Origin of the sequence: Alistipes dispar (assembly GCF_006542685.1) — a bacterium.
Classification (GTDB): domain Bacteria; phylum Bacteroidota; class Bacteroidia; order Bacteroidales; family Rikenellaceae; genus Alistipes; species Alistipes dispar.
Window position 1 is genome coordinate 1,791,301 of sequence record NZ_AP019736.1, and the last position, 26,437, is coordinate 1,817,737.

26 protein-coding genes are annotated in these 26,437 nt (G+C 60.7%); 15 read left to right on the forward strand and 11 right to left on the reverse strand.

Translation table 11 applies throughout. The features are described from left to right. The first annotated feature begins 8 nt into the window (after nucleotides 1-8). The 10 genes from secY (at nucleotide 9) to FME97_RS07590 (ending at nucleotide 6,524) form a co-directional block, all read left to right on the forward strand. A complete protein-coding gene (gene secY, locus FME97_RS07545; protein WP_141428686.1) occupies nucleotides 9-1,391 on the forward strand; it encodes a preprotein translocase subunit SecY in 1,383 nt (460 codons plus the stop codon). Nucleotides 1,392-1,421: 30 nt separating this feature from the next. Continuing rightward, on the forward strand, nucleotides 1,422-2,198 hold the full coding sequence (gene map / locus FME97_RS07550; RefSeq protein WP_141428688.1) for a type I methionyl aminopeptidase: 777 nt from the start codon (nucleotides 1,422-1,424) through the stop codon (nucleotides 2,196-2,198). A gap of 6 nt (nucleotides 2,199-2,204) precedes the next feature. Further along, a complete protein-coding gene (infA, locus tag FME97_RS07555; RefSeq protein ID WP_009597667.1) occupies nucleotides 2,205-2,423 on the forward strand; it encodes a translation initiation factor IF-1 in 219 nt (72 codons plus the stop codon). A gap of 20 nt (nucleotides 2,424-2,443) precedes the next feature. Continuing rightward, nucleotides 2,444-2,560 (forward strand): type B 50S ribosomal protein L36, encoded by a 117-nt coding sequence (ykgO, locus tag FME97_RS07560; RefSeq protein ID WP_010262443.1) that lies wholly within the window; start codon nucleotides 2,444-2,446, stop codon nucleotides 2,558-2,560. 36 nt (nucleotides 2,561-2,596) lie between these two features. After that, nucleotides 2,597-2,977 (forward strand): 30S ribosomal protein S13, encoded by a 381-nt coding sequence (rpsM, locus tag FME97_RS07565; protein ID WP_087311269.1) that lies wholly within the window; start codon nucleotides 2,597-2,599, stop codon nucleotides 2,975-2,977. A 13-nt stretch (nucleotides 2,978-2,990) separates the two neighbouring features. Beyond that, on the forward strand, nucleotides 2,991-3,380 hold the full coding sequence (gene rpsK / locus FME97_RS07570; RefSeq protein WP_022307380.1) for a 30S ribosomal protein S11: 390 nt from the start codon (nucleotides 2,991-2,993) through the stop codon (nucleotides 3,378-3,380). A gap of 53 nt (nucleotides 3,381-3,433) precedes the next feature. Further along, nucleotides 3,434-4,042, forward strand: coding sequence for a 30S ribosomal protein S4 (gene rpsD, locus FME97_RS07575; RefSeq protein ID WP_141428690.1), 609 nt, complete (start codon nucleotides 3,434-3,436; stop codon nucleotides 4,040-4,042). 21 nt (nucleotides 4,043-4,063) lie between these two features. Then, nucleotides 4,064-5,056 (forward strand): DNA-directed RNA polymerase subunit alpha, encoded by a 993-nt coding sequence (locus FME97_RS07580; protein ID WP_141428692.1) that lies wholly within the window; start codon nucleotides 4,064-4,066, stop codon nucleotides 5,054-5,056. Nucleotides 5,057-5,058: 2 nt separating this feature from the next. Beyond that, entirely contained in the window at nucleotides 5,059-5,664 is a 606-nt protein-coding gene (rplQ, locus tag FME97_RS07585; protein WP_141428694.1) for a 50S ribosomal protein L17, read from the forward strand. Nucleotides 5,665-6,080: 416 nt separating this feature from the next. Beyond that, nucleotides 6,081-6,524 carry a PepSY-like domain-containing protein gene (locus FME97_RS07590; protein ID WP_141428696.1) on the forward strand — a complete coding sequence of 148 codons (444 nt, stop codon included), beginning with the start codon at nucleotides 6,081-6,083 and terminating at the stop codon, nucleotides 6,522-6,524. 131 nt (nucleotides 6,525-6,655) lie between these two features. On the opposite strand, the gene tpiA is transcribed toward FME97_RS07590, so the two are convergent. The 7 genes from tpiA to FME97_RS07625 form a co-directional block, all read right to left on the reverse strand. After that, nucleotides 6,656-7,414 (reverse strand): triose-phosphate isomerase, encoded by a 759-nt coding sequence (gene tpiA / locus FME97_RS07595; protein ID WP_141428698.1) that lies wholly within the window; start codon nucleotides 7,412-7,414, stop codon nucleotides 6,656-6,658. Between the two features lie 69 nt (nucleotides 7,415-7,483). Continuing rightward, nucleotides 7,484-9,208, reverse strand: coding sequence for a lysine--tRNA ligase (lysS, locus tag FME97_RS07600; protein WP_141428699.1), 1,725 nt, complete (start codon nucleotides 9,206-9,208; stop codon nucleotides 7,484-7,486). A gap of 67 nt (nucleotides 9,209-9,275) precedes the next feature. Beyond that, nucleotides 9,276-9,944 (reverse strand): phosphatase PAP2 family protein, encoded by a 669-nt coding sequence (locus tag FME97_RS07605; RefSeq protein ID WP_141428700.1) that lies wholly within the window; start codon nucleotides 9,942-9,944, stop codon nucleotides 9,276-9,278. A 6-nt stretch (nucleotides 9,945-9,950) separates the two neighbouring features. Then, nucleotides 9,951-11,456 carry an MBOAT family O-acyltransferase gene (locus tag FME97_RS07610; RefSeq protein ID WP_141428701.1) on the reverse strand — a complete coding sequence of 502 codons (1,506 nt, stop codon included), beginning with the start codon at nucleotides 11,454-11,456 and terminating at the stop codon, nucleotides 9,951-9,953. Further along, nucleotides 11,453-13,051, reverse strand: coding sequence for an SGNH/GDSL hydrolase family protein (locus tag FME97_RS07615; RefSeq protein ID WP_141428703.1), 1,599 nt, complete (start codon nucleotides 13,049-13,051; stop codon nucleotides 11,453-11,455). The genes FME97_RS07610 and FME97_RS07615 overlap by 4 nt, the downstream gene beginning before the upstream one ends. 10 nt (nucleotides 13,052-13,061) lie before the next feature. Continuing rightward, complete coding sequence (locus FME97_RS07620) at nucleotides 13,062-13,826, reverse strand: zinc metallopeptidase (protein WP_141428705.1); 765 nt, start codon at nucleotides 13,824-13,826, stop codon at nucleotides 13,062-13,064. A 146-nt stretch (nucleotides 13,827-13,972) separates the two neighbouring features. After that, nucleotides 13,973-14,731 (reverse strand): SDR family NAD(P)-dependent oxidoreductase, encoded by a 759-nt coding sequence (locus FME97_RS07625; protein WP_141428707.1) that lies wholly within the window; start codon nucleotides 14,729-14,731, stop codon nucleotides 13,973-13,975. A gap of 86 nt (nucleotides 14,732-14,817) precedes the next feature. On the opposite strand from FME97_RS07625, the gene FME97_RS07630 reads away from it, so the two are divergent. Genes FME97_RS07630 through FME97_RS07650 form a run of 5 tightly spaced genes read left to right on the forward strand, consistent with a single transcriptional unit; the run spans nucleotide 14,818 to nucleotide 18,459 of the window. After that, the gene (locus tag FME97_RS07630) at nucleotides 14,818-16,062 is read left to right on the forward strand and encodes an ABC transporter permease (RefSeq protein ID WP_141428708.1); all 1,245 of its coding nucleotides are present in this window, start codon (nucleotides 14,818-14,820) and stop codon (nucleotides 16,060-16,062) included. Between the two features lie 7 nt (nucleotides 16,063-16,069). After that, complete coding sequence (gene ubiE, locus FME97_RS07635; protein WP_141428710.1) at nucleotides 16,070-16,786, forward strand: bifunctional demethylmenaquinone methyltransferase/2-methoxy-6-polyprenyl-1,4-benzoquinol methylase UbiE; 717 nt, start codon at nucleotides 16,070-16,072, stop codon at nucleotides 16,784-16,786. Beyond that, nucleotides 16,783-17,316 carry an LEA/WHy family protein gene (locus tag FME97_RS07640; protein ID WP_141428711.1) on the forward strand — a complete coding sequence of 178 codons (534 nt, stop codon included), beginning with the start codon at nucleotides 16,783-16,785 and terminating at the stop codon, nucleotides 17,314-17,316. The genes ubiE and FME97_RS07640 overlap by 4 nt, the downstream gene beginning before the upstream one ends. Next, nucleotides 17,313-17,786, forward strand: a complete 474-nt coding sequence (locus FME97_RS07645) for a hypothetical protein (protein WP_232522852.1) — start codon at nucleotides 17,313-17,315, stop codon at nucleotides 17,784-17,786. Before FME97_RS07640 ends, FME97_RS07645 begins: the two co-directional genes overlap by 4 nt. A gap of 58 nt (nucleotides 17,787-17,844) precedes the next feature. After that, nucleotides 17,845-18,459, forward strand: coding sequence for a flavodoxin family protein (locus FME97_RS07650; RefSeq protein ID WP_141428713.1), 615 nt, complete (start codon nucleotides 17,845-17,847; stop codon nucleotides 18,457-18,459). A 246-nt stretch (nucleotides 18,460-18,705) separates the two neighbouring features. Here FME97_RS07650 and FME97_RS07655 read toward each other — a convergent pair whose 3' ends face one another. The 4 genes from FME97_RS07655 to FME97_RS07670 all read right to left on the reverse strand — a co-directional run bounded on the left by FME97_RS07655 (nucleotide 18,706) and on the right by FME97_RS07670 (nucleotide 26,423). Next, complete coding sequence (locus tag FME97_RS07655) at nucleotides 18,706-21,252, reverse strand: DUF6562 domain-containing protein (RefSeq protein ID WP_141428714.1); 2,547 nt, start codon at nucleotides 21,250-21,252, stop codon at nucleotides 18,706-18,708. A gap of 149 nt (nucleotides 21,253-21,401) precedes the next feature. Continuing rightward, nucleotides 21,402-24,443: a DUF6562 domain-containing protein gene (locus tag FME97_RS07660; protein WP_141428716.1), complete on the reverse strand. Its 3,042-nt coding sequence runs from the start codon at nucleotides 24,441-24,443 to the stop codon at nucleotides 21,402-21,404. 132 nt (nucleotides 24,444-24,575) lie between these two features. Continuing rightward, complete coding sequence (locus FME97_RS07665; protein WP_141428718.1) at nucleotides 24,576-25,370, reverse strand: membrane lipoprotein lipid attachment site-containing protein; 795 nt, start codon at nucleotides 25,368-25,370, stop codon at nucleotides 24,576-24,578. Nucleotides 25,371-25,382: 12 nt separating this feature from the next. Continuing rightward, on the reverse strand, nucleotides 25,383-26,423 hold the full coding sequence (locus FME97_RS07670; RefSeq protein WP_141428720.1) for a DUF6562 domain-containing protein: 1,041 nt from the start codon (nucleotides 26,421-26,423) through the stop codon (nucleotides 25,383-25,385). Between the last annotated feature and the right edge of the window lie 14 nt (nucleotides 26,424-26,437).

The following is a 26,437-nucleotide window of genomic DNA, read 5'->3' on the forward strand; positions in this document are numbered from 1 at the left end:
TCACTATTATGAATCAGTATCTCATTGTTGGTATCGTCTTTATAGTGGTCATCGCTCTTCTGGCGACCAACAAGAAATTGGTTGAAACGCTCAAGAACATCTACAAGATCGAGGAGCTGCGCAAGCGTGTGTTGTACACGATCGGGCTGCTGCTGGTCTATCGCTTGGGCAGTTTCGTCGTGATTCCGGGCATCAACCCCAACGCCCTGGGCGAGGGGTCGGCGTATGCCAGCCAGCTGGAAGGCAACGGGCTTCTGGGCCTGCTGAACGTCTTCTCTGGCGGTGCATTTGGCAACGCCGCCATTTTCGCGCTCGGAGTCATGCCGTACATCACCGCCTCGATCATCATTCAGCTCATGGGCATGATGGTCCCGTATTTCCAGAAAATGCAGAAGGAAGGTGAGAGCGGCCGCCGCAAGATGAACCAGTGGACCCGTTTCCTCACGATCGGCGTGCTGATCCTGCAGGGCCCGGCCTACATCGCCAACCTGTACCATCAGGTTCCCACGGCGTTCGTCTACGGCAATACGTTCGGCTTCGTCGCCTATGCCACGACGATTCTGATCGCCGGCACCATGTTCATCATGTGGCTGGGCGAGAAGATCACGGACAAGGGTATCGGTAACGGCATTTCGCTGATCATCATGATCGGTATCGTGGCCCGTCTTCCCCACGCGCTTCTGGCCGAGGTCAATGCGCGTTTCCAGACGGCCTCGGGCAGCGCGATCATGCTGATTCTCGAACTGGTGCTCCTGTTCCTCGTCTTCATGGCGACGATCGCCCTGGTGCAGGCGGTCCGCAAGGTCCCCGTGCAGTATGCGAAGCGTATCGTCGGCAACAAGCAGTACGGCGGTGTGCGGCAGTACATTCCGCTGAAGATGAATGCGGCCAACGTGATGCCCATCATCTTCGCGCAGGCCCTGATGTTCATTCCGGCGCTGTTCACCAACGCCGCTCCGGGCTTCGCCGCCGCATTCACCTCGATGACCGGCTTCTGGTACAACTTTACGCTCGCGGTGCTGGTAATCGCGTTCACCTACTTCTACACCGCGATTATCATCAATCCTCAAATGATGGCCGATGACATGAAGCGCAACGGCGGCTTCATCCCGGGAGTGAAACCGGGCAAGCAGACCGTGAACTACATCGACACCATCATGACGCGTATCACGCTTCCCGGCTCGTTCTTCCTCGCCATCGTGGCCATTCTGCCCGCGCTGGCGATGAAATTCCTGGGCATCCAGCAGGCGTTCGCCTACTTCTACGGAGGTACGTCGCTGCTGATCATGGTGGGCGTGGTGCTCGACACTCTGAAGCAGATCGAGAGCTACCTGCTGATGCGCCACTACGACGGTCTGATGAAGACCGGCCGTATCCAGGGGCGTCATTAGGATTTTCCGAAGAGTTCTTAACGCGAAGAAATGATTTACTTGAAGACAGACGAGGAGATCGAACTGCTCCGTGAAAACAACGTCCTGGTGTCGAAGACGCTGGCCGAGGTGGGTCGCCACATTCGTCCGGGCGTCACGACCAAGGAGTTGGACACGATCGCCGAGGATTTCATCCGGGCGCACGGAGCGGTTCCCGCTTTCCTCGGGTATCAGGGATTTCCCGCTTCGTTGTGCATTTCGGTAAACGAGCAGGTTGTTCACGGTATCCCATCCTCGAAATGCGTCCTCAAAGAGGGCGACATCGTTTCGGTCGATTGCGGTACGTTTATGAAGGGGTTTGTTGGTGATTCGGCATATACGTTCGCCGTGGGAGAGGTCGCCGAGGAAGTACGGCGGCTGATGGAAGTCACCAAAGAGGCTCTTTATAAAGGTACGGCGCAGGCCAGGGCCGGTAATCGCGTGGGCGACATATCGGCCGCCGTGCAGGAGCACGCCGAGCGTTTCGGCTACGGCGTGGTGCGCGAGCTGGAGGGACACGGTTTGGGTCGGAAAATGCACGAAGACCCCGGTGTTCCGAACTACGGCGCGCGCGGCAGAGGACCCCTTCTCAAAGAGGGCATGGTCATCTGCATCGAGCCCATGATCAACATGGGGACCAAGGCGGTGGTTTTCGAGCAGGATGGCTGGACGGTCCGTACGCGGGACCGCAAGCCGGCGGCGCACTTCGAGTTCGCCGTGGCGGTCCGCAAGTCGGGTCCCGACGTGCTGACGGACTACAGTATCATCGAACAGGCACTAAAAAATTAAGACTCTATGGCAAAACAGGCTGCTATCGAAAGGGACGGCACGATCATCGAGGCGTTGTCCAACGCCATGTTCCGCGTCGAGCTGGACAACGGTCACGTGCTTACGGCCCATATCTCGGGGAAGATGCGCATGCATTACATCAAGATCCTTCCCGGAGATAAAGTAAAAGTGGAGATGACGCCCTACGATCTGACGAAGGGGCGTATATCTTTCCGGTACAAATAACATTAGATTGCTTGAAAATCATGAAAGTAAAAGCATCCATCAAGAAGAGAAGCGAGGATTGCAAGATTGTGAAGCGCAAGGGCAAGCTCTACGTCATTTGCAAGAAGAATCCCAAGTTCAAAATGCGCCAGGGTTAATGTTTTAACGGTTAATTAAAGAAGAGAAGATTTTATATGGCACGTATAGTCGGTGTAGATTTACCGAAAAATAAGAGAGGCGAGATCGGCCTGACCTACATTTATGGCATCGGTCGTTCGACGGCTCGCAAGATTCTCGACGCCGCTGGTATCAGCTACGACGTCAAAGTACAGGACTGGACGGACGACCAGGTGGGCGCCATCCGTTCGCAGATCGCCGAAATGGGCATCAAGGTCGAGGGCGAGTGCCGTTCGATGGTCCAGCTCAACATCAAGCGCCTGATGGATATCGGCTGCTATCGCGGCATCCGTCACCGTCTGGGGCTGCCCGTTCGCGGTCAGTCTACCAAGAACAATGCGCGTACCCGCAAGGGCCGCAAGAAGACCGTCGCAAACAAGAAAAAGGCAACGAAGTAATCTTTAGAGAATTATGGCAAAGAAAACTGGAACAGTTAAGAAAAAGGTTGTTAAGGTCGGTGCCGTGGGCAATGCCTATGTGCACTCCACTTTCAACAATGTGATCATCACCATCACCAACGAGGTGGGTGACGTCATCAGTTGGTCGTCGGCCGGCAAGATGGGTTTCCGTGGTTCGAAGAAGAATACTCCGTACGCCGCACAGACGTCGGCCGCCGATTGCGCCAAGGTCGCCTACGACATGGGCCTGCGCAAGGTGAAGGTTTACGTCAAGGGTCCGGGTGCGGGCCGCGAGTCGGCCGTGCGCACCATCCACGGCGCGGGCATCGAGGTCATGGAGATCATCGACGTCACACCGCTGCCGCATAACGGTTGCCGTGCTCCTAACCGTCGCCGCGTATAGTTTCGGGGAAGAGGTTCAGGACAAATTCAAGGTTTTTTAATTACGTTAAGACAATGGGAAAATACATAGGACCAAAATCGAAAATCGCCCGTAAGTTCGGCGAAGCTATCTATGGTGCGGACAAGGTGCTCGAGAAGCGCAACTTCCCTCCCGGACAGCACGGTCTGGCGCGCAAGCGCAAGAAGGTGTCGGAGTACGGCACGCAGCTCAGCGAGAAGCAGAAGGCGAAGTACACGTACGGCCTGCTGGAGAAGCAGTTCGCCCGTACCTACGAACAGGCTGCGCGCATGGGCGGCATCACAGGCGAGAATCTGCTCAAGCTGCTCGAGTGCCGTCTGGACAACGTCGTTTACCGCTTGGGTATCGCCCCGACGCGTGCAGCTGCCCGCCAGCTCGTTTCGCACTGCCACATCTGCGTGAACGGCAGTGTCGTGAACATCCCCTCGTACTCGCTCCGCGCGGGTGACGTGGTGTCGGTTCGCGAGAAGTCGAAGAGTCTGGAGGTGATCACGGCATCTCTGGCCGGCTCGTCGAAGAGCCGCTACGCCTGGCTCGAATGGGACAACGCCTCGATGAGCGGCAAGTTCCTGCAGAAGCCCGAGCGTGAGGAGATTCCCGAGAACATCAAGGAGCAGCTCATCGTCGAGTTGTACTCGAAGTAGTAATCTATCAAATCAACTATTATGGCAATATTAGCATTCCAGAAACCTGAGAAGGTTATAATGCTCGAGTCCACTTCATCGTTCGGAAAGTTCGAGTTCCGACCGCTGGAGCCCGGATTCGGCATGACTGTCGGTAACGCTTTACGTCGTATTCTGCTCTCTTCGCTGGAGGGTTACGCAATCACGACTGTCAAGGTAGCCGGTGTCGATCACGAGTTTGCCGCTATCCCCGGAGTGATGGAGGATATGTTGAACATCATCCTCAATCTGAAGCAGGTTCGTTTTATCCGCACAGTCGATAATCAGGATGCCGAAAAAGTATCCATTAACGTTGCGGGTGTTACGGAGCTGACTGCCGGATATATCTCGAACTATCTGTCGTTCTTCAAGGTGCTGAATCCCGACCTGGTGATCTGCCACCTCGCTCCCGGTACGAAGATGCAGATGACGCTCACGATCGGCAAGGGCCGCGGCTACGTGCCTGCCGAGGAGAACGCCCCTGCCGAGAGCGAGTTCGGAACGCTGCCGATCGACTCGATCTTCACGCCGATCAAGAACGTGAAATACTCGATCGAAAACTACCGTGTCGAGCAGAAGACCGACTACGAGAAGTTGAATTTGGAAATTACTACCGACGGGTCGATTCACCCCAAGGAGGCTCTGAAGGAGGCCGCCAAAATCCTTATCCAGCACTTCATGCTCTTCTCCGACGAGAAAATCACCGTCAATATGGAGGATACGAACGGAACCGAGGAGTTCGACGAGGATGTGCTCCACATGCGTCAGTTGCTGAAAACCAAGTTGTCGGACCAGGACCTGAGCGTTCGCGCGCTCAACTGCCTGAAGGCCGCCGACGTGGATACGGTGGGCGACCTGGTGAAGCTCAACCGCAACGACCTGCTGAAGTTCCGCAATTTCGGCAAGAAGTCGCTCACGGAGCTGGACGAGCTGCTGGCTTCCCTGAACCTGAAGTTCGGTATGGATGTATCAATCTACAAACTTGACAAAGACTAATTATGAGACACAATAAGAATTTCAACCACCTCGGCCGTCAGGCGGGACACCGCAAGGCGATGCTTTCGAACATGGCCTCGTCGCTGATTCTGCACAAGCGCATCGAGACGACGCTCGCGAAAGCCAAGGCCGTCCGCATGTTCGTGGAGCCTCTGGTGACCAAGTCGAAGGAGGACACGACCCACTCGCGCCGCGTCGTATTCTCGTACCTGAAACAGAAGGAGGCCGTGACGGAGCTGTTCCGCACGATCGCTCCGAAGATCGCCGAGCGTCCGGGCGGCTACACGCGTATCCTGAAGACGGGCTTCCGTCTGGGCGACGCCGCCGACATGTGCATCATCGAGTTCGTGGACTTCAACGAGGCTTATACGCTGGGCATTGCGCCGGCCGCTGCCGCAGAGGCGAAACCCAAGACGCGCCGTTCGCGCAAGAGCGCAGCGAAGAAGACCGATGCCGTCGAGGAGGCTACGGTAGTCGAGGGCGAGGCCAAGAAGGCCGCTCCCAAGAAGGCTGCCGCAGCGAAGAAGCCTGCCGCTCCGAAGTCCGCTTCGGCCAAGGCTGCCGCTCCGAAGGTCGCCAAGAAGACCAACGTGGGCAAGAAGATGTAATTCAACCCTGAAAAGGAGCCGAAAATCCGGATGTTCCGCTTTCGCGGGACATCCGGATTTTTCTGTTTCCGGCGGGGCGAGCGATTGCATGATCGTCCGTCCCCGGGAGGGGCGGCCGTCGTTAGGAGAGGAAGAGCCGATTGCCGTGCGGGAGAGGGGCGGCCGGGGGACGGGAGGCTGTCGGCGGAGGATTCGGCAAGGCTCCGGCCGTTGTCGGATGGAACCGGGAAGGGCGGTTTGCTGTTTGCGGGAGGATGGCCTGAACGGCGGGATGCTGCCGGTCGGGTGCATGCGATCGCGTTTTTTCGAAAAAAATACCGGATGAAATGCGGATTTTAGATTCCGTTCAGAATCGAGCCCGATCTTTGTATCGTAAAATAAAACGAAACAGTATTAACCGATAAAAAATTACGATTATGAAAAAGATTCTTGTTGCAGCCGTTCTCTTATTCGCCGGTATCGCTTCTACCTTCGCCGGAGACCGCGAGCGTCCGATCGCCGTGGACAAACTGCCCGCTGTCGCGCAACAGTTCCTCGCGGCCCATTTCAAGGGGCTGACCGTGGCCTTCGCGGTGGAGGACCCGAAGTTCATCGGCTCGGAGTACGAAGTGACCTATACGGACCGGACCGAAGTGGATTTCCGTTCCGACGGCGAGTGGTCCTCCGTGGAGCGGAAGTACGAGGCCGTTCCGGCGTCGGTCGTTCCGGCGCAGATCCAGGAGTATGTCGCCAAGAGCAACTTCCCGAACCAGTATATCCGGAAGATCGAGCGGAACAAGTACACCTGGGAGATCGAGCTTTCGAACGGGCTCGAGATCAAGTTCGACCGTCAGTTCAATGTGATCGGCTTCGACGACTGATCCCCGCGGCTTCCCGCGGCTTCCCGCGGATGAAAACGGACCCCTGCTTCCCGATACCGAGAAGCAGGGGTCTTTCGTATTCGCCGGGCTGCCGGATCGCTCCGTGCAGCCGCTTTCTCTCGTGCGGCCGGTTACTTCGTGAAGCCCTTGCCGATGGCGAGGAAGTCCTCCGCCTTGAGGGCTGCGCCGCCGATCAGGCCGCCGTCCACGTCCTCCTTGGCGAAGATCTCGGCTGCGTTCGAGGGCTTGCAGGAACCTCCGTAGAGGATCGGGCACTCTTCGGCCGCCGCGCCGAACTTGGCGGCGAGCACCTTGCGGATGTAGGCGTGGATCTCCTGCGCCTGCTCGGCCGTCGCGGTCTTGCCCGTGCCGATGGCCCAGACGGGCTCGTAGGCGATCACGAGGTTGCGGAACTGCTCTTCCGTGAGGTTATAGACCACCTCCTCGATCTGGGCCTTCACCACGTCGAAGTGCTTGCCGGCCTCGCGTTCCTCGAGGTTCTCGCCCACGCAGTAGATCGGCGTGAGATCGTTGGCATAGGCCTGCGCCATCTTCTTGTTGAGCGTGGCGGAGGTCTCGCCGTAGTACTGGCGGCGCTCCGAGTGTCCGAGGATCACGTACTTGCAGCCCAGCGCCGCGATCATCTGTGCGGCGACCTCGCCCGTATAGGCGCCCTTGGCCTCCGTGGCGCAGTCCTGTGCGCCGAGTGCGATGTCCGAACCTTTCAGCGCCTCGGCCACCATCGAGAGGTGGGTGAACGGCGGACATACGATGAAGTTCACGCACGAGCACACCTCGCCGCGTCCTGCGGCGACTCCTTTGGCCAGTTCGACTCCTTCGGCAGGAAGCGTATTCATCTTCCAGTTGCCGGCTACGATTTTCTTTCTCATGGTAGTTATTCTGTTTCGTTAAACGGTAATTTCGTGTTTTCCGCTTTCGGCCGTATCCGGAACCGGCGGTCACTCCCCGGCGCACCAGCCCTTCACCTCCTCCATCGAGGGGGCCTTCAGACCGAGCTTGTTTTTCTTGTTGAAGCCGCAGAGGTCGTTGAAGAACTTGCCCGGGGCGAGTTTCCGGAGCGATTCTACGGTCACGTACCCCATTTTCTGTATGACGGGGACCCACTCCTCGGGAACGCCGATGGCGGTGTAGGCCTCCGCGGGATCCGCGACGGCCTTCTTCTCGGGACGCATCTGCGGGAAGAACAGCACGTCCTGGATCGACGGCTGGCCGGTCATGAACATCGTCAGACGGTCGATTCCGATTCCCATGCCCGAGCAGGTGGGCATTCCGAACTCCAGCGCGCGCACGAAATCCATGTCGATGAACATGGCCTCGTCGTCGCCCTTCTCCGACAGCCGCAACTGCTCCTGGAAACGCTCCAGTTGGTCGATCGGGTCGTTCAGCTCCGAGTAGGCGTTGCACAGCTCCTTGCCGTTCACGAACAGCTCGAAACGCTCCGTCAGGTCGGGATTCGAGCGGTGACGCTTGCAGAGGGGCGACATTTCGATCGGATAGTCGGTGATGAAGGTGGGCTGTACGAGCTCCTCCTCGCAGTACTGTCCGAAGATGGCGTCGATGAGCTTGCCCTTGCCCATCGTCTCGTCAATCTCGACATTCAGACGCTTGCACGCCTCGCGCAGTTGTTCCTCCGACTGGCCCGTGATGTCGTAGCCGGTCTTCTCGCGGATGGCGTCGGTCATCGTCAGCCGGCGGAACGGGGCTTTGAACGAAACCTCGCGGCCGTCGATCGTAAGCTCCGTCGTGCCGTTCACGGCGAGCGCCACGCGTTCGAGCATCCGTTCGGTGAACTCCATCATCCAGAGGTAGTCCTTGTAGGCCACGTAGATCTCCATGCAGGTGAACTCGGGGTTGTGCGTGCGGTCCATGCCCTCGTTGCGGAAGTTCTTGCCGAACTCGTAAACGCCGTCGAATCCGCCGACGATGAGCTTCTTGAGATACAGCTCCGTGGCGATGCGCAGGTAGAGGTCGATGTCCAGCGAATTGTGGTGCGTGATGAACGGACGGGCCGACGCACCGCCCGGAATGGGTTGCAGAATCGGCGTCTCGACCTCGACGTAGCCCTTCTCGTTGAAGTATTCGCGCATCGTGGCCATGATCTTCGCGCGCTTGACGAAGACCTCCTTGACCTGCGGATTGACGATCAGGTCGAGGTAGCGCTGGCGGTAGCGGACCTCCGGGTCGGTGAAGGCGTCGAACGTCCGGCCGTCCTTCTCCTTGACCACGGGCAGCGGGCGGATCGACTTCGACAGCACGGTGAAGCGGCGGCAGTGCACCGACAGCTCGCCCGTGTTGGTGCGGAAGGCGAATCCCTCGACGCCCACGAAGTCGCCGATGTCGAGCAGTTTCTTGAACACGGTGTTGTAGAGCGTCGGATCGCCCTCGGGGCAGATGTCGTCGCGGCGGATGTAGATCTGGATGCGGCCCGTGTGGTCTTGCAGTTCGAAGAACGAGGCGCTGCCCATGATGCGGCGCGACATGATGCGGCCCGCGATGCGCACCTCTCCGTAGTTCTGCTTCGTCTCGTCGTAGTTTTCGGCGATTTCGCGTGCCGTGGCCGTCACCTCGTAGCGCGCGGCGGGGTAGGGCTCGATGCCCAGGTCGCGCAACGCCTTGAGCGACTGCCGGCGCAACTGTTCCTGTTCGCTGAGTTCGATTGCCATATTTCGGTGTTTTTATCGTTTTCGGATTCGACCCCGCAAAGGTAGCGAAAAAAGGGGAGAATCGCAATTATTCCGCCGCTGCGCTCCCGCCGAACCGCCGATAGACGGCGTAGGCCGCCCGACCCAGCGCGGCGCCCACGAGCGACCCCCACACGAGGTCCATCGGAAAGTGCTTGCCCAGGTAGATGCGCGAGTAGCAGATCGCCGCGGTGCAGAGCACCATCAGCAGGGTGAACCACCTCCGGCGGACGGCCGGGGCGGAGAGCACGGCCAGCGCCACGATCGTCGCGGCATGGGCCGAGACGGTTCCGTAACGGCCGCTCACGGCCTCGGGCGGCACGTGCACGGCCCAGTCGCCGGCATAGCCTGCGGCGGCGAGGGCGTCGGGCGTCATCCGGCGCAGCGCGTGGAGCGAGTCGGGGGTGATCGCCAGCCCTTCGAGCGAGGGGGTGAACATGGGGCGCGGACGCGGCTCGAAGCCGGGGAGCAGGCCGCCCAGCAGCCCGTTGTGCTTGAAGATGCCCGAGACCATGTCCGAGAGCGCCAGCGCGGCGATCATCGCCGCGGTGAAGACCGCCAGGCCGCGCCAGCCCGTGCGTCGCCAGACGAGCCAGAGGATCAGGGCGTAGAGCGGCAGCCACATGGTCGTTCCGGAGAGTGCGAGCATGATGCGGTCCAGTTGCGGCCCTCCGTCGAAATTCAGGGCGAGGAACAGGTCGTGGTCGAAGGTGTACATGTCTTTTCAGAATTGGAAATAGATGAACGGCTGGATGTCGCTCGACTTGATCTGCATGACGAACCAGATCATCGCCGCGGCCATCAACACTTGCAGCACCAGCGGCGCGCAGGTCACGATCCGCTGCGCCGCTGCGTCCGCGCGGCCCGGCAGCATGTGCAGCAGGTAGCCGGCGGCGACGAGGGCGAAGACGCCCGCGTAGCCCGTCAGCACCTGCGGGATCATCGGGGCGTTGAAGTTGTGGACGATCTGGTGCAGCATCAGCTCCACGGTCTGCATCGATTCGGCGCGGAACAGGAGCCAACCGAAGCATACGAGGTTGAACGTGAGAAAGATGCCTGCCGCGCGGCTCCACCGGTTCATCTGCGCGCCGGTGGGTTTCGCTCCGGGAACGGCGGCCAGCCAGAGTTTGTGGAGTGCGAGCGCCGCGCCGTGCAGCCCGCCCCAGAGGATGAAGCGCACCGCCGCGCCGTGCCACAGGCCGCCCAGCAGCATCGTCAGGAGCAGGTTCAGGTAGGTGCGCAGCCGACCCTTGCGGTTGCCGCCGAGCGAGATGTACAGGTAGTCGCGCAGCCACGTCGAGAGCGAGATGTGCCACCGTCGCCAGAATTCGGTGATCGTGGCCGATTTGTAGGGGGCGTCGAAGTTCTTCGGAAAGCGGAAGCCCATGAACAGCGCGATGCCGATGGCCATGTCCGAGTAGCCCGAGAAGTCGCAGTAGATCTGCAGCGCGTAGCCGTAGATGCCCATGAGGCATTCGAAGCCGGAGTAGAGCAGCGGTTCGTCGAAGATGCGGTCCACGAAGTTGAGCGAGATGTAGTCCGAGACGATCGCCTTCTTGAACAGCCCCGTGAGGATCAGGAAGACGCCCGTGCCGAACATGGCGCGTGTGACGACGACGGGATTCTGGCGGATCTGCGGGATGAAGTCGCGGGCGCGGACGATCGGGCCGGCCACCAGTTGCGGGAAGAACGAGAGGTAGAACAGGTAGTCGAGCCAGTTGGACAGGGGCTTGAGCTGGCCGCGGTAAACGTCTATGGTGTAGCTCATCGACTGGAAGACGAAGAACGAGATGCCCACCGGCAGGAAGATGTTCTGGAACTGCAGGAATCCCTGCCCGAAGAGCTGGTTCGCGATGTCGATGAGAAAGTTCGTGTACTTGAAGTAGCCGAGCATCGAGAGGTTCACCAGGACGCTCAGCGCCACGAGCCCCCGCCGTGCGCCGCGCCGCGTCGTGCGGGCCATCGCCCGTGCGATGGCGAAGTCGCTCGCCGCGGCGAAGACGAGCAGCAGGAAGTAGATGCCGCTCGACTTGTAGTAGAAGTAGAGCGAGAAGAGGATGACATAGACGATGCGGGCCATCGGCGCCCGGCGGAATGCGCCGTAGAGGAGCATGAAGCCGGCGAAGAGGAAGAGGAACAGTCCGCTGCTGAATATCAGCGGCGACGAGGCGTCGTAGGCGAGTAGCGCCAGCAGTTTTTCCGGAAGAGCGTCCGCCGAAGGTAGGATCATCGCCGCGGGTCGTTAAAGGGTTCGGGGCCGACGCCCGGCAGCAGTTGGCGCTCGATCCGCCGCCTTTCGCGCGGCGGGAGAACGCTTTTGCGCATCTGCCGCCGCAACTCCTCGGCGGCGCGGAGCGTGGCGTGCCGGGCCGTGAAGTCGTTGAGCGCATCGACGAGCGCCCAGGCCACGCGGCTGCCGCCGGCGTAGTTGATGTGGGTGAAGTCTTTGCCGGCCCAGCCGTTCTGCACGAACCGCTCCATGCCGCCCTGCGCCCGCATGGCGTCGCACGTCGGCCAGAAGGCGACGCCCGTGTTCCGGGCCGCGCGCCGCTGGAAGTCGGTCATGTGAGGAATGGCGTCCATCGGTTCGAAGCCCGCGTCGCCCTTCACCGAACGGTCGCTGACGCCCAGCACCAGCACGGCGGCTCCCGGGAAGCAGCGGCGGACGTAGGCCACCATCTTCTCGATCTGCCGCGAGTAGCCGGAGTAGTCCTTCACGCCCGCCTGCATGATGTTGAGCCCGTACTGGAGAATCACCAGGTCGTAGTGCAGCATGGCGTCGATCTGGGCATTGACCGAAGGGTCGGTCCAGAACATGGCCTGGCCGTTGTTGCTGCGCACCGAGTAGTTGTCCACGACCACACCGGCATCGCTTTCGAATACGGCGCCGTAGCCGGCGAAGCCCTCCGTGCCCGAGAGCACCTCGAACGCCAGGGCGTGCAGATGCGGGGCGCGCACGACGATCCGCCGCACGGCCTCGTCCCCGGGGATGTCGAACGTGCGGCGCAGCGTGTCGTTGAGCGTCAGGCGGACGCGGCTGTCGGAGGGCGAACGGAAAAGCACGTGCGCCGTCGTGCAGGAGTCGAGTCGCTGTCGCGCGTCGGTGCTCTCCCAGCGCGTCGAGGCGCCCGCGGCGGGCTGGCTCATCCATCCCGAGACGTAGAAGTGTCCGCGCAGCGTCTCGGGCGCCCGCTTGCGCTGCATGATATTGTAGGAGGTCCACCCCTTTGCGTCGGTCCGGACGGTGCGGCGGAAGCCGGTCAGCGGCGAGGAGGTCGGGGCGAAGCCCGTGCCGCCTCCGCCGTAGGCGAGTTGCAACTTCTCGCGCAGGTCGGCCGTGAGGATGTCCCCTTCGACGAACGAGTCGCCGAAGAAGGCGATGCGCACGGGCCGCCGGGCGTTGAGCAGCGTGTCGCAGAAGGCCCGCATTCCCCGTATGCCCGTGGTGTCGAAGTCCTCGATCGGCGTGAGCTGCGCGACGAGTCGTGCGGTGTCGGGCGCGGCGGTGCGGCGGCGTGCGGCGCTGTCGCGGCGGAGATCCCACGTGAAGGTGGTTTGCACGGCGCGCGGCGCGGTGTCGGCTTCGATGCGTTCGGCCACCCGTTCCATATCGACATGGAATTCCGCCTCGTCGAAAGGCTGCGGCTCCGGCGCGGGGGCTGCGGCGTCGTCGAACGTGACGAGGTCCGAGAGGATGTTGGCCCGGCGGAGCTTGACGCCGCCGAGGCTCTGCGGGGGGATGAAACTGACGGCCACGAGCACTGCGATCAGCGCCGCGGCCGCAATCCATCCCTTGTGCGTGTAGTCTTTTTCGGGGGTGTTCATCCGGGACCGTTCAGTCGCGTCGTCCGCCGAGGATCAGCAGCACGTAGTAGAGAACCGAGGCGATGGCGCTCAGCGCCGCCACGAGGTAGGTGCGGGCCGCCCACGAAAGGGCCTCCCGGGCCTGTGCCAACTGCGCTCCCTCCATCGTGCGGCTCGTCTGCAACCACTCCAGCGCACGGGCCGAGGCGTTGTATTCGACGGGCAGGGTGATGAGCGAGAAGAGCGCCGACATGGCGATCATGCCCACGCCGATCCAGCACAGCAGCTCGTTCTGCGTCGTGGCCAGGATCACCAGCCCCAGCAGGATGACCCACATGGCCGACGACGAGGCGAACTGCACCACGGGAACCAACTGCGAGCGGAGCGCCAGCGGGGCGTAGCCGCGGGCGTGCTGCACGGCGTGGCCGCATTCGTGGGCCGCGACCGCGGCGGCGGCCACGCTCGACGAGGAATAGACCGAGTCGCTCAGATTGACGGTCATCGTCTGCGGGTTGAAGTGGTCGGTGAGGTGGCCGCCCACGTGCGTGACCTTCACGTTGTGGATGTTGTTGTCGCGGAGCATCTTCTCGGCGACTTCGGCGCCCGTGAGCCCGCCCGGGAACTGCACCTTCGAGTACTTTTTGAACACCGACTGCAGGCGCGCCTGCACGATGTAGCCCACGATGCCGATGGCGATGATCAGGAAAAACATGCCGGTCGAGGCGGCCGAATAACGGCTGGCCGCCGGCTCTGCGTAGTAGCCTGCCTGGAGCAGGACGATGAGGGGTTGTAACATGGTCGTAAAAATTTTTGTCTGGTTCGAGTGCCGGTGCGCACCGGCATTTTCTGCCGGGAGCCTCCGCCGCTTGCCGGGAACTTCCGCTTCGCTCCGGTACTCCGGTCGCCGTGCGGCGTTTCCGGCGGGGCGGCCGCGGGACGGGTTTAACGCTCCGGCGTGTGTTTCCGGTGCGTGTAGTAGGCTCCCGCCTGCTGCGCGGGCATCAGCACCATATCATTAACGTTCATATGCGCCGGTAATTGTGCGGCCCATGCGATAGCCTCCGCAATATCCTCGCCGGTGAGGGGCTCGACCCCGTCATAGACCCGGTCGGCGGCTTCGCGGTCGCCGTGGAAGCGGACGAGCGAGAACTCCGTCTCGACCATGCCCGGGCGGATCTCGGTCACCTTCACGCCCGCTGCGAGCAGGTCGGCGCGCATCGACTGCGAAATGGCGTGCACGGCGTGCTTCGAAGCGCAGTAGACCGCGCCGTTCTCGTAAGGCTCCGTGCCGGCGATCGAGCCGATGTTGAAGATGTGGCCGCGGCCCGCGGCGACCATCTTGGGCGCGATGACGCGCGTGACGTAGAGCAGCCCCTTGACGTTGGTGTCGATCATGGCGTCCCAGTCGCGCGTGTCGCCCCGGTCGATGTGCTCCAGCCCGGCGGCCAGTCCTGCGTTGTTCACCAGCAGATCGACCCGCTCGAGCGGTTCCAGCGCCCGGCGCACCTCCTCCTCCGAGCGGACGTCGAATGCGAGCGTCGTGCAGCGGCCGCCCGCGGCGGCGATCTCCCGGGCGAGTTGCGCGAGGCGTTCGGCGCGGCGGCCCGTCGCCGTGATGTCGTATCCCTCCCGGGCCAGCCGGAGCGCCGTGGCGCGTCCGATTCCCGAGGTGGCTCCCGTGATGAGTGCCTGTTTATTCATGACGATTCACAAAAAACGGTTCTTTCGGGCAAAAATACGAAATTATGTGTTACTTTGCATAAATTTTCGGACAAAATACCGCTGTCGTGAACCTGTCGTTTTTCATTGCCCGCCGCATGGCCCGTCCCTCGCCGGAGAACCGGCCCGGCGTGATGGAGCGCATCGCCGTGGTGTCGGTGGCGTTGGGCGTGGCCGTGATGATTCTCGCGCTGGCCGTCATCCTGGGTTTCAAGCGCGAGGTGGCGGCCAAGATGACGGGATTCGCGGGCCATGTCGCCGTGACCGACGTGCGGGGCGTGGGGACGCTCGACGCCGAACCCGTCGTGCGGAGCGCGCATGTCGAGGAGCTGATCCGCACGACGGAGGGCTTCCGCGCGATGGCCCCCTACGCTCTTCGGGGCGGCATCGTCCGCACGGCCGACGCCGTGGAGGGCATCGTGCTCAAAGGCGTGGACGGGAGTTTCGACTGGCGCTTCTTCCGGGAGTGGCTCACGGAGGGCGAACTGCCCCGCGTGGGGGATTCGGTCCGCACGAAGGACGCGCTGCTGTCGCGGACGCTGGCCGACCGGTTGCGGCTGGGCGTGGGCGACCGTGTCGAGATGCTCTTCGTCGAGCCGGGCGAGCTGCCGCGCCGCGACCGGTTCAAGGTCTCGGGCATCTATGCTTCGGGGCTGGAGGACATGGACGGGGCGGTGGTGCTGACCGATCTGCGCAACGTGCAGCGGCTGGCCGAATGGACGCCGGAGAAGGTCTCGGGCTACGAGATTCTGCTCGACGACCTCGCCGGGGCGGACGCCTTCGCCGCGCGGCTGAGCGACGCGCTGCTCTACGACGAGTCGGACGATACGCGCAATCTGGTGGCCACGAGCGTCATGGAGCGCTATCCGAACATCTTCGACTGGCTCCGGGCGCACGACGTGAACGGGGCGGTGATCGTCGTCATCATGCTCGTCGTGGCCTTTTTCAACATGGCCTCGGCGCTGATGATCCTCGTGCTCGAACGCACGCGGATGATCGGGCTGCTCAAGGCGTTCGGAATGCCCGACGGGCAGTTGCGGCGCATCTTCCTGTGGCGGGCCGCCTTCATCACGCTGCGCGGGCTGGCGTGGGGAAACGCTGCGGGCGTCGGGCTGTGCCTGTTGCAGCGGGCGACGCATCTGGTGAAGCTCGACGCCGAGGGATACCTGCTCTCCGAGGTGCCCGTGGCGTTGGGGTGGGGCTGGTGGCTGCTGCTCAACGCGGGATTCGTCGCGGCGATCGTCGCGCTGCTCGTCGTGCCGGCCTGCGTGGTCTCCACCGTCAAGCCCGAAGAGACGATAAGATACGAATGAGAAAGAGATGAAACCGTACGATACCGATCAGACCAAGAAGGAGGAGGTCCGCGAGATGTTCGACCGCATCGCACCGCGTTACGACCTTCTGAACCACACGCTTTCGATGAACGTGGACCGCCTGTGGCGCCGCCGTGTGGTGCGCGAGGTGCGGCGGGCCGCGCCGCGGCGGATTCTGGACGTGGCCACCGGCACGGGTGACCTGGCCATCGAGATGGCGCGCCGCATCGCCGGAGTGCAGGTGCTCGGGGTGGACCTCTCGGAGGAGATGCTCGCCGTGGCGCGCCGCAAGGTCGAACAGCGGGGGCTGGACGGACGGATCGTTCTCGACTGCGGGGATGCCGAACGCCTCGCGGCGGCCGACGGCTCGGTGGATGTGGCGACCGTGGCGTTCGGGGTCCGGAACTTCGGCGACCTCGAGGCGGGGCTCCGGGAGATGGCCCGGGTCGTGAGGCCCGGGGGGCGCGTCGTGATTCTGGAGTTCTCGCGTCCCCGGAACCGGCTGTTCCGGACGTTGTACGAATTTTACTCCTACCGGATTCTGCCGCGTATCGGCGGGGCGGTGTCGCACGACCGGCGGGCGTACGAGTATCTTCCGGCTTCGGTCGGGGAGTTTCCCCCGCCGGAGGAGTTCCTCGGGATGATGGCCCGGGCCGGATTCCGCGACTGCCGGGCCCGGAGCCAGAGTTTCGGCATCGCGCAAATCTATGTCGGGGAGCGATGACGGCGCGGTGCGGAGGTGTCGGACGGACGCTGCGCCGTGCTGCGGCGAGGCTGCTGCTCGTGTCGCTGGCGGCGCTGGCTGCCGCCGCGTGCGGCAGGACGGAGCCGGAGGCCGTGCGCGTCGAGGCCGTCGAACGTTTCGAACGGCTGGGGTCGGCCGGGGCCGATGCGGTGCTGCGCGTGCATAACGGGACGGGGCATACCCTGAAGATCCGGCGCGTGCGTCTGGACGTCTTCTATGCCGGGAAGCGCGTGGGGACGCTCCGTCTGCACGAGCCGGTCCGCATTCCGCGCCGGGCGACGACCCTCGTCGGAACCCGCTGGCGGCTGGAGACGTCGGATCCGATGGCCTTCTACGTCGTCGAGCGGCGCCTCGGCGAGGGTGATCTCTCGCGGATCGGGCTGTCGTACGAGCTCCGGGCGCGCAGCGGCGTGGTTCCCGTGAAAATTTCCGGCGATATGATGCCGTTGTCGGAATTTTTGAATACCTTTGGACTGTCGGAAGACGACATTAAAGAGTACCTGAAATGATGCGCAGATTGCTGTTCCTCTCCCTCGCACTGTCTTTCGCGGCCGTCTTCGGGGCGGCGGCGCAGTCGCTCGACGCCTTCAAGCGGCAGTTGGCCGAGCCCGCCGCCGCGCCGGGGTTGCTCTTCGGCCGGGCGCAGGTGATCGCCGTCGAATACGGCGATGCAGCGCGCACGGTGGCGGAAGCCTCCCGCGCCGAACGCCGCGACCGCTTCCCGGGGTATCGGGTCTGCATCTTCTCGGACAACGGCCCGGAGGCCCGCGAAGGGGCGTTCGCCGCGCGGAAACTCTTCGAGGAGACCTTCCCGGGCGTGAAAGTCTGCATGGGCTACGACATTCCCTATTTCAAGGTGTCGGTAGGCAACTGCCTGACGACCGAGGAGGCGATTATCCTCAAGGAGCGCGTGTCGGCGACCTTCCCCAAGGCTTTCGTCAAGAGCGAGGAGCTTTCGGCGGCCGATCTGACGGAGTAGCGCCGGGGAGCGCGGCCCGTGCGGTGCTGCTCCGGCGAATCAATAAAGACAACTGTCCATGAAAGTACTGTTGATAAACGGAAGTCCGCGGCATGCGGGCAATACCTTCATCGCCCTGTCCGAAGTGGCCGGGGCGCTCGAAGCGGAAGGCGTACGGACGCAGATCGTCCAACTGGGGAACAAACCCGTGCGGGGATGTATCGCCTGCGGGAAGTGCGCCGACCTGGGGCGCTGCGTATTCGACGATCCGCTCTACGACGAGGTGCGCGTCGCCCTGCGCGATGCGGACGGGCTGGTCGTGGGATCGCCCGTCTATTATGCCGGGCCGAACGGATCGCTCTGCGCGCTGCTCGACCGGGTCTTCTACTCCTGTTCGGAACTGCTGGCCTACAAACCCGCCGCAGCGGTGGTCGTTTGCCGCCGGGGCGGGGCGAGTGCGGCGTTCGACCGGCTGAACAAGTATTTCACCATCTCGAACATGCCTGTCGTCTCGTCGCAGTACTGGAACAGCGTGCACGGACGGCTGCCCGGCGAGGCGGCGCAGGATGCCGAAGGATTGCAGACGATGCGGGTGCTGGGACGCAACATGGCGCGGCTGCTCAAGGCCGGCCCGCTCGCTTCGGAGGCGCGGCCCGAAAAGGAGGAGCGCGTCTGGACGCATTTTATCCGGTAGTCCGGTCGCCGGAACCGGAGGAACGGGATGCGGACGCCTTTTTTCGGGGCGGGGGCGGAGACGGAGGAGTCTCCGGATATTCTCTCGTCGCCCGATAATATGAACGGCCCTGCAACGAATATGCGATGTCGTTGCAGGGCCGTTTCCTTTTGTATCCGCAGAGAGCGGTCTGGCTTTTGCGGATTATGTGTGTTTCATCGGAAAACTCTCCGATTTTTCAGTGGCCGACGATCGGTTTGCAGTCCGTCACAACGATTGGGCGACGACCTCCCATTTCAGATCGCCGGGCTGATTGCCTGCGCCGTCGATCGCCTGCCACTTGTAGCCCTCGGCCGGCTCGTAAACGACCTTGGTCTCCGTGTTGTAGGCTTTGCCGCTGAATTTGCCGCCTTTAAGAATTACGCTTCCGGTCGGCAGATTCACGTCGTTGTCGCCCGATACGACCGCGCTGGTCCCTTCGATCTGCAATCCCGACCGGTCGTTGGGCGCGGAAAACTCTCCGCCCGTGATCGTGACCTTCGCGCCGTTGGTTATATACACCGGATAAAAGGCATCTTTCTCCCCCGGCGTATTCTCCGTATAGTATTTGCCGCCGCTGATTACGGCATCCTGGCAGCTTTCGATGGAAATACCGCCCTGAATACCTTTGACTTCGCAGTTGTCGATCCGCACTTTCGACCCGAACAGACGCATCGCGTAAGCCCAATGCTTACCATTATCCAGATTCGAAGAAGTGGACTCGAAATAGCTGTCGGTGAGCGTGATCTCGCCGCTTGCGACGTCACGCCCCATGCCGCAGACGGTGAACTCGCCCGAGATGATCCGGGCATTCCTGATGGTTACGTTCGCATCGTTCCAATAGGCGATCGCCGCACTGTTGTAGGGATGTCCCGTAGCTGAGCTGCCGTGCCAATGATAGTCGGGGTCGTTGATCAGGGTGACTCCGTCGATAACGCAATCCCCGCCCGTAACGTGAATCAGGGATTTCTGGTAACCTTCACCCCCCCCCTTCAGGCCGCTATCGTTTTCCGAAGAGTTGTCGATCGTCCCCTTACCGGTCAGCGTGAGGCCCTTTTCGGCCGTCAGGAAGTTCTCGCTGCCGAGCCGGACGGTCGTCCCCTCCTTGATGTCGATGGTTTTGTGTTCGGTGAACGAGAGATTTTCCGCCGGTACGGAGGCGAGGTCTATATCGGAAGCCACGGCGATTTTGGCAATGGCCGGATTGGACAGTGCTCCGGTCAGATCCGCTGCGTCATTGACTTCCACGGGAACGCTCGCCTGTCCTCCTGCCGGAACGACTTCGTAGGTGCCGTTCGGTGCGGGAGTTGTACTTACTTTTACAGTCGTGGAACTCTTTGCAACGAAATTCTTGACCGGATTTTCCGTCATTGAATTCGACGGGTCGAAATTGATGAACGTGCCGCCGTACACATTGATGGCAGCGTTCGAATTGTCTTTCAGATTCAGCACCCAATAGCCGCGCTCATTGGCACATGCCGACTCGAACCGGCCGCCGTAGATGTTGATAACGGCATTTTGATCCGCATAGATGAGGTCGAGCTGGGCGTTACCGTCGTTGAATTCCTGATCGTTGTAGAAATTGCCGCCGTAGATGTTCACTTTCGCATCACCGTAAGCATATACTGCCATGCGGTAGCCGTCCTCGTTGGGTTTGGTTCCGATGGCACGGATGTCGCCATCTCCCCTGATGTTCAGCGTGGCGCCTCCTTTCACCTCGAATACGGTGGTGTTGCCGTATTGTCCGTCTGGGAGCGATGTCTCGTTGATGATGTTCTTGTCGTTCAGGTCGATCTCGACCGTCTTGTCCCCTTCGACGACCAGCGGCGCCTTGACCGTTACGTCCTCCGACAGGGCGACGCTGCCGCCGTTTGCCAGCGCGGCACGCAGTTCGGGATAGTCGTCGATGTCGGGTTGGTCGAAGTCCGGATTGATCGTCACGTCGAGTGTACCCTGTTTGGTCAGCAGGTTGCCCGACACATTGGTGCGGTAGTTGCGGCGGATGGGAATGTTCTTGAAGTCGCTGTTGGTCGCTATTTCGGTATCGTCGGAACCGTAGAAGGTCATCGAGAAATCGGCCAGCGTGGCCTCCTCGACGGGCGCCCAGATATAATCGACCGTAAGATCGCCGTCGGCGCTGAGTACGTCGGCCGTATATTCCACCGCGGCCGTCTTCTGGCCGACCTCGCCTTTCTTGGCGTCGAACGAAGTCGGAACGGCCGTGAAAGCCACTTTCACCTTCGTCGGCTTCAGTGCGGGATCGGGGATCGCAGTCATGTCGAACGTCTTGACGTTCAACTGGCCGAAAGGACGACGCAGGGTGATGTTCTCCGAGAACGATCCTGTTACCTTGTAGTCGGGCAGTATGCCGGTAAAGGCGTCGAATTCGTCGTCGTTGCCCGCATAGGCGCCCTTCACCGTAATATGGGTCAGATCGTCCGTGTCATAGTGGTCTCCGGTCGAGCAGTCGGCCCAGAAAACGAAATCGTAGGTCTGCGAAGCCACCAGACGCAGGTTGAACGTCGCGGCATTACCCGTTACCGCCGCAGTCTGCTGCTCCCCGTAGGGTTGCCCGTTCCGGTAGATTTGAAGCAGACAGCGGTCGATTTTCGCTCCGTTGCCGAAGTCCGCCGCCGTGGCGCGTGTCCGCGTTCCTTGCGGGATGGCAATCGTAATGGTCTGGGCGGCCCCTCCGTCGGACACGAGCCCCTCGTCCTTCTGACATGCGGTGAGGGTCAGTGCAAGACCCGCCGCCAACAAGAATAGTTTTTTCATGGTTTGTTGAGTTTTTGTGAATTACCCCCCCCCTCCGATTTTTCGGAAGGAGGGGATGTAACTCAACGGTTTGTAATTTATTTCGAAATACCCTTCGATTCTTTGTCCGGGACCCGGAGGAGCTGTCGGACTACTCCGGATTGAAAGTGTTATTGAGCCACCACCTCGTAGTTGTAGGTGATGCCGCCTACTGTCTGTACATTGTCCTTATAAACGTATCCGTCGGCTGCGGCCGTCAGGTTGTCCTCGAAATAACCGCCCTGAATTGCTACCGTACCGCCGGCGATATACACGTCTTTCATGCCCGGGTAACCGGAGAAATACCCGCCTGTAATCGTGGTCTTGCCACCCTCGTTGTAAAGCGCATAGTATTTGCAGTCGTTCAGGATCGTACCGCCGGATATCGTCACGTTGGCCCCTCCGATCGACTGGATGGCTTCGATCCGGCCGCCTTTGACCGTCAGTTTGGCATTGCTGCCGGCTGCCATCAGCGCATAACCCGTCGGAGAGTTCCGGTTAATGACGTTACCGTTCTCGATGGTCATATCGGCGCTGCCGGTATTCATCAGCGTGAAGCCGGGACCGTCGAAGGTTCCGTTCTTGATGTTGCAGATGCCCTGATTGTAGATAACCACGCCGTTGGCATCCGTAGCTTTCGTAGCGGTATAAGTTCCGTTTTCGATCGTCAACGTTGCACCGGCTTCATTCATGAAGATATAATCGGTGGCAGTCATCTTTCCGGCGCCTTTGACGGTAAGCTCACTCTTGTTGACGATCTGCTGTTTGCCGACAGTCAGAGTAACTGCGTTCTTAAAGTCGATGACGGTAGGTTTCTTGATTGCAATCTCGCCACTCGTTTCCGGAATTTTCGTCAAATCGTAATGATACCATACGTTGACGTTACCACCGTCTTTCAAGAGGGCAACGAAACGTTTCAGTTCGGTCCAGCGATCCTTAACAACGCCATCCACGATCAATTTGGCCGTGTTTATGTATCCGGCAGTGAAATTGGAAGCCCACCAGCCCATATATTCATCTGTGAAATGGCCGGTTGCTACTCCGTCTGCCTGTTTGTCCACCTTGTTGTTGCGGAGTTCTACGGTGTACTTGTCGTAGGTGTCGGCTTTTTTCGATACATTTACCATATTGCCGATAAATGCGTGGGAGAAACTTTGCTCCATAGCATAGAACAAATCGCCGTCGCAATAGGAATCCGCATCCTGACCTTTGTAAGTATTGTTGAGAGTGATGCCGCTGACCGAGCAGCCCTCGATGAGCACGTTGCGCTCGAAAGTCTGGAAATAACCGATAAGGCCGGCTGCTTGCGAACAGTAGGTGAACGTTCCGGGGTTAAATACGTCGATAGAGCAAGTGGTTACCGAGCAGTTGCGGACCGTGACGTCTTTCGAGCTTGTGCTGACGAAACCGATCAGGCCGCCGATTTTCTGAACGCTCTTAATGGTCGTATTCTTCATATGGCAGTTTTCCACCGTACCGTAGTCCATGCGGCCGACCAATGTACCGCCGCGATAACAGGTCACTTCGGCACCGTCGATCGTGAGGTCTTTCACGTTGCCCTGAAGCACATAGAAGAAACCGCCGTAGTAAGTGCCTTTACCATTAGGTTGACCTGTGGCGTTGTCGACGTATAGGTTCTTAATCGTATGGCCGGCGCCGTCGAATTCCACGAAGCCTTTGCCTTCCGTATCGATCGGAGTCCATTTCTGTTTTTGGAGGTCGATATCCGTCGTCAGCACGATCTTCGCACATCTCTTCTCTGCCACGAGTTGGACTGCTTTTGCAAGGGCCTTTGCGTCGCCGACGGCATAGACCGTTACTTTGTAAACGGCATCCGCTTTGCTGAAATCGATATTCTCCACCGCTCCGTAGATTTCCACATTTCCTTTATTTACGTTCAGTGTTTTCACCGTGACGCCTTCGGGAACGATCAGCGTTTCGCCGGCTGTCGTGGCGTCTATTTCCCCGAAGGAGCCCTGAAGGGTAACCGTCGATTCCGGGGTATTGATGGTCAGTTTCCCGGTGGTATTGGCCGTGATGGTAATATTTGCGGGAGCTTCCGTGTTACCCGTTCCACCGGTCCGATCGTCGTATTTTACAGTAACGGGGTTGCTCGTTTCGGGGAGTGTGAGCGAGATTTTCACGTTATTGTCCGTAGCATATATCTGCGGTATCACGATCTCGTTGCCCGCGGCATTCGTCAGATTCTTGACGACAATATCGGTCGCGCCGCTTTCGAGGGCCGCCTTGACATCTGCCGCGCTTTCGACTTCGGCAATCACTTTCTCGATGGGGCTGTTTTCATCGAATTCCGGGTCGATCGTTACGCTGATCGTGCCCTTCCTGGTCAGCAGGTTGCCCGACACGTTGGTGCGATAGTTGCGGCGGATCGGAATGTTGGTGAAGGCGTCGTTGGTGCAGATCTCCGTACCGCCGTTGTAGAATGTCATCGTGAAATCGGAGAGCGCGGCCCCGGATTCCGTGGCCCAGAGGAAATCCATCGAGATCGTACCGTCGGTCTTGGCGAATTCTGTCGCCTTATAGCTGACGTCGGCCGATCCGCTCACTTCGCCCGTCAGGGCGTTGAACGTCGTGGGAAGGCCCTTGAAAGCGACCTCGTATCCCGTGGGTTTCAGCGCCTCGTCTCGGATTTCGTTCAGGTCGTTGGTCTTTACCACCAGCAGACCGAAAGGACGTTTCAGGGTTACGGGCCTGGAGAAAGAGCCCGTCACTTCGAACGTCTCGTGGGCGAAGAACGCATCCCGCTCGTCGCTGTTGCCGACGAACGGCCCGATTTCCGTGATCGACTTCAGATTCGCCGTATTGTAGGTCTTGTCCGTGAAGCTGCCTTCGCTGCCTTCGGCGCAGTCGGCCCAGAATACGAAGTCGTAGGTCTGCTGGGCGACCAGCCGCAGGTCGTCGAAGGTAACCGTCTCGCCGGTGACGCCCTTCTCGATACGGTTGTAGAGTTTGTCGTTGCGGTAGATCTCCAGAATACAGCGGTTGGCCGAGGTGCCGGCGCCGAAATCGTCGGTAACCGCACGGGTTCCGTTCTGCGGAATGGTGACCGTAAACGAGGAGGAGGATGTCGTGTCCGAAACGACACCTTCGTCCTTCTGACATGCGGTGAGGATCAGTGCAAGGCCCGCCGCCAACAGGAAGAGTTTTTTCATGGTTTGTTGAGCTTTTGCGAATTACCCCCCCCCTCCGATTTTTCGGAAGGAGAGGATGTAACTCAACGGTTTGTAATTTATTTTGAGGAACTTCGTTTTGGGATTTAGGTGAGATTCGGATTCGGTCGTCCGTCATTCGAACGTCGCCGTCACGCGGGACGTGCAGTTCGGTCGCAGCGGCAGTACGTCGAGTGTCCTGGTCGTACTTCCCACCGTGACCGAAAGGCCGACGGTGTGTTCCGCGCTGGACGGAACGAAGAGGAAGTCTTCGCCGACCGAGTCCGATCCGGAGGTCGTCGTCGGGAATGCGAGCGTTAAGGTTTGCGGGGCGGATGCCGTTCCGGTCAGCACGTCGTACTGCGTCGGCACGTCCGTGTAGGTAACCGCAACCGCTTCGCCGCCTGTGCTGAACGCCTTCCTGTTCCGCATCTTCAGCTTGGCCAGCGGGCGCTTCAGCTCGGCCGATACGGCGTTGCCGCCGTTCCATTGCACGTCGGTCAGGACGCAGGCGAAGGCGTCGCGTTCGCTTGCGGCTGCGGGCGTGTATTTTTTCGCGGCGACCTGCCGCAGGTCACCGGTCTCGTAGGCTCCCGTGCCGTAATCGGCCCAGAAGAGGAAATCGTAGGAGCCGGGAACCAGCGCGATCTCGATAGCGGCTTCGGTGAGTGTTCCCGCCGCTGTCTTATGCAGCACGCAGCGGGGATTGGCGCCCCGTGTCCACGCCTCGAAGGTGTAGGTCAGCGCCTGTTCTGCGGCAGTCTCGCGGCGCGGCGCCGCCTTGGCTGCGGGTTCGTTCTCCAGCGCGCCCTCCGAGCGCAGGGAGATCGCACCGCCCACGGGCTCCGCCGGGGCGGGCGTGGGGCTCTCGTCCTTGCTGCATCCGGCAAGGACGGTCAGTGCGAGAAACAGTGTCAATATCTTTTTCATGCGAATAGCGTTTTAATCGGGGATCACGATATCTATTTCTCCGTCAAACCCGGGGTCGATGCCGATGCCGGGGGCGTAGTCGCGCGTGAGAAACTCGTCGCGTACGGTCGTCAGCTTGCCCCGTACGATCGGCACGTCGATGCCCTCGATACGGTTCAGCAGGTTGCCCTCGCTGTCGCGGATGGTAAGATCGACCTTCACGGCCGATTCGGAGCCATTGACGAAGATGTAGTCGCTGGCCAGGTGCGCCTCCTTGTCCGTCAGCGGCGTCATGTTGCATCCGAATGACATGCCCGTTCGGGCGTCGTTGGGTTTGTTCGTGTAGGCGTTGAAGCCCGACGGGAAGTACCCCGCATACTCCACCTGCACCCGGATTGTCGAAAGATCGGGATTCTTGACGAGCAGATTTTCGGCAATGGTGCCGGCTTTCGCCCGCCGTGCGGCCAACTCGTCGAGAAACTTGTCGATGTCGGTGGTGATGAATTCGATCTTGGCCATCGGACGCTGAAGCGTCACGGTCGCATCCACGGTCGCGTTCCACCGGTCGCGGTAATCCTTGAGGTCGATCTCCTGTTGTGCGATGTAGGCGTCCTTGTGGTCTTCGTTGCCGATGTAATCTCCGGCTTCGGGAACGCTGATCGACGAAAGGGAGTTTACATGGTAGTATTTGTCGGCCGTCGAGCCGTCGTCCACATAGTCCATCCACGCTACGACGTGATACCGGGCGGCATGCACCGCCAGCGAGGTGCGGATCGCATGATGTCCGTCCGCCGCCTGCTCGCAACTGAGCACCTGCTGCTCTACGGGTTCGCCGCCGATCTCGTCGCGGAACACCTCGACGATCCAGCGCACGTCGTGCGTGTCGGCTTCCGGCGCTTCGGAACGCCCCGTCGGCTCGTAGGGTTCTATTTTCGGGTCGATCGCCAGGGTCAGGTTCATATTGACCAGCGTGGGATCCACGCCTCCGTTTTCCGGAAATTCCAGTACGGTCTTGTCGCAGCCTGTCGATACGAGGACGAGCAAACAGGCGATATATGTTGTCGGTTTTTTCATCTTCCGCTCCTCCT

What these genes read in the sequence shown, in the direction of transcription:
- secY (WP_141428686.1), top strand. Translation starts at nt 9, where the DNA reads ATGAATCAGTATCTCATTGTTGGTATCGTCTTTATAGTGGTCATCGCT.
- map (WP_141428688.1), top strand. Translation starts at nt 1,422, where the DNA reads ATGATTTACTTGAAGACAGACGAGGAGATCGAACTGCTCCGTGAAAAC.
- infA (WP_009597667.1), top strand. Translation starts at nt 2,205, where the DNA reads ATGGCAAAACAGGCTGCTATCGAAAGGGACGGCACGATCATCGAGGCG.
- ykgO (WP_010262443.1), top strand. Translation starts at nt 2,444, where the DNA reads ATGAAAGTAAAAGCATCCATCAAGAAGAGAAGCGAGGATTGCAAGATT.
- rpsM (WP_087311269.1), top strand. Translation starts at nt 2,597, where the DNA reads ATGGCACGTATAGTCGGTGTAGATTTACCGAAAAATAAGAGAGGCGAG.
- rpsK (WP_022307380.1), top strand. Translation starts at nt 2,991, where the DNA reads ATGGCAAAGAAAACTGGAACAGTTAAGAAAAAGGTTGTTAAGGTCGGT.
- rpsD (WP_141428690.1), top strand. Translation starts at nt 3,434, where the DNA reads ATGGGAAAATACATAGGACCAAAATCGAAAATCGCCCGTAAGTTCGGC.
- FME97_RS07580 (WP_141428692.1), top strand. Translation starts at nt 4,064, where the DNA reads ATGGCAATATTAGCATTCCAGAAACCTGAGAAGGTTATAATGCTCGAG.
- rplQ (WP_141428694.1), top strand. Translation starts at nt 5,059, where the DNA reads ATGAGACACAATAAGAATTTCAACCACCTCGGCCGTCAGGCGGGACAC.
- FME97_RS07590 (WP_141428696.1), top strand. Translation starts at nt 6,081, where the DNA reads ATGAAAAAGATTCTTGTTGCAGCCGTTCTCTTATTCGCCGGTATCGCT.
- tpiA (WP_141428698.1), bottom strand. Translation starts at nt 7,414, where the DNA reads ATGAGAAAGAAAATCGTAGCCGGCAACTGGAAGATGAATACGCTTCCT.
- lysS (WP_141428699.1), bottom strand. Translation starts at nt 9,208, where the DNA reads ATGGCAATCGAACTCAGCGAACAGGAACAGTTGCGCCGGCAGTCGCTC.
- FME97_RS07605 (WP_141428700.1), bottom strand. Translation starts at nt 9,944, where the DNA reads ATGTACACCTTCGACCACGACCTGTTCCTCGCCCTGAATTTCGACGGA.
- FME97_RS07610 (WP_141428701.1), bottom strand. Translation starts at nt 11,456, where the DNA reads ATGATCCTACCTTCGGCGGACGCTCTTCCGGAAAAACTGCTGGCGCTA.
- FME97_RS07615 (WP_141428703.1), bottom strand. Translation starts at nt 13,051, where the DNA reads ATGAACACCCCCGAAAAAGACTACACGCACAAGGGATGGATTGCGGCC.
- FME97_RS07620 (WP_141428705.1), bottom strand. Translation starts at nt 13,826, where the DNA reads ATGTTACAACCCCTCATCGTCCTGCTCCAGGCAGGCTACTACGCAGAG.
- FME97_RS07625 (WP_141428707.1), bottom strand. Translation starts at nt 14,731, where the DNA reads ATGAATAAACAGGCACTCATCACGGGAGCCACCTCGGGAATCGGACGC.
- ubiE (WP_141428710.1), top strand. Translation starts at nt 16,070, where the DNA reads ATGAAACCGTACGATACCGATCAGACCAAGAAGGAGGAGGTCCGCGAG.
- FME97_RS07640 (WP_141428711.1), top strand. Translation starts at nt 16,783, where the DNA reads ATGACGGCGCGGTGCGGAGGTGTCGGACGGACGCTGCGCCGTGCTGCG.
- FME97_RS07645 (WP_232522852.1), top strand. Translation starts at nt 17,313, where the DNA reads ATGATGCGCAGATTGCTGTTCCTCTCCCTCGCACTGTCTTTCGCGGCC.
- FME97_RS07650 (WP_141428713.1), top strand. Translation starts at nt 17,845, where the DNA reads ATGAAAGTACTGTTGATAAACGGAAGTCCGCGGCATGCGGGCAATACC.
- FME97_RS07655 (WP_141428714.1), bottom strand. Translation starts at nt 21,252, where the DNA reads ATGAAAAAACTATTCTTGTTGGCGGCGGGTCTTGCACTGACCCTCACC.
- FME97_RS07660 (WP_141428716.1), bottom strand. Translation starts at nt 24,443, where the DNA reads ATGAAAAAACTCTTCCTGTTGGCGGCGGGCCTTGCACTGATCCTCACC.
- FME97_RS07665 (WP_141428718.1), bottom strand. Translation starts at nt 25,370, where the DNA reads ATGAAAAAGATATTGACACTGTTTCTCGCACTGACCGTCCTTGCCGGA.
- FME97_RS07670 (WP_141428720.1), bottom strand. Translation starts at nt 26,423, where the DNA reads ATGAAAAAACCGACAACATATATCGCCTGTTTGCTCGTCCTCGTATCG.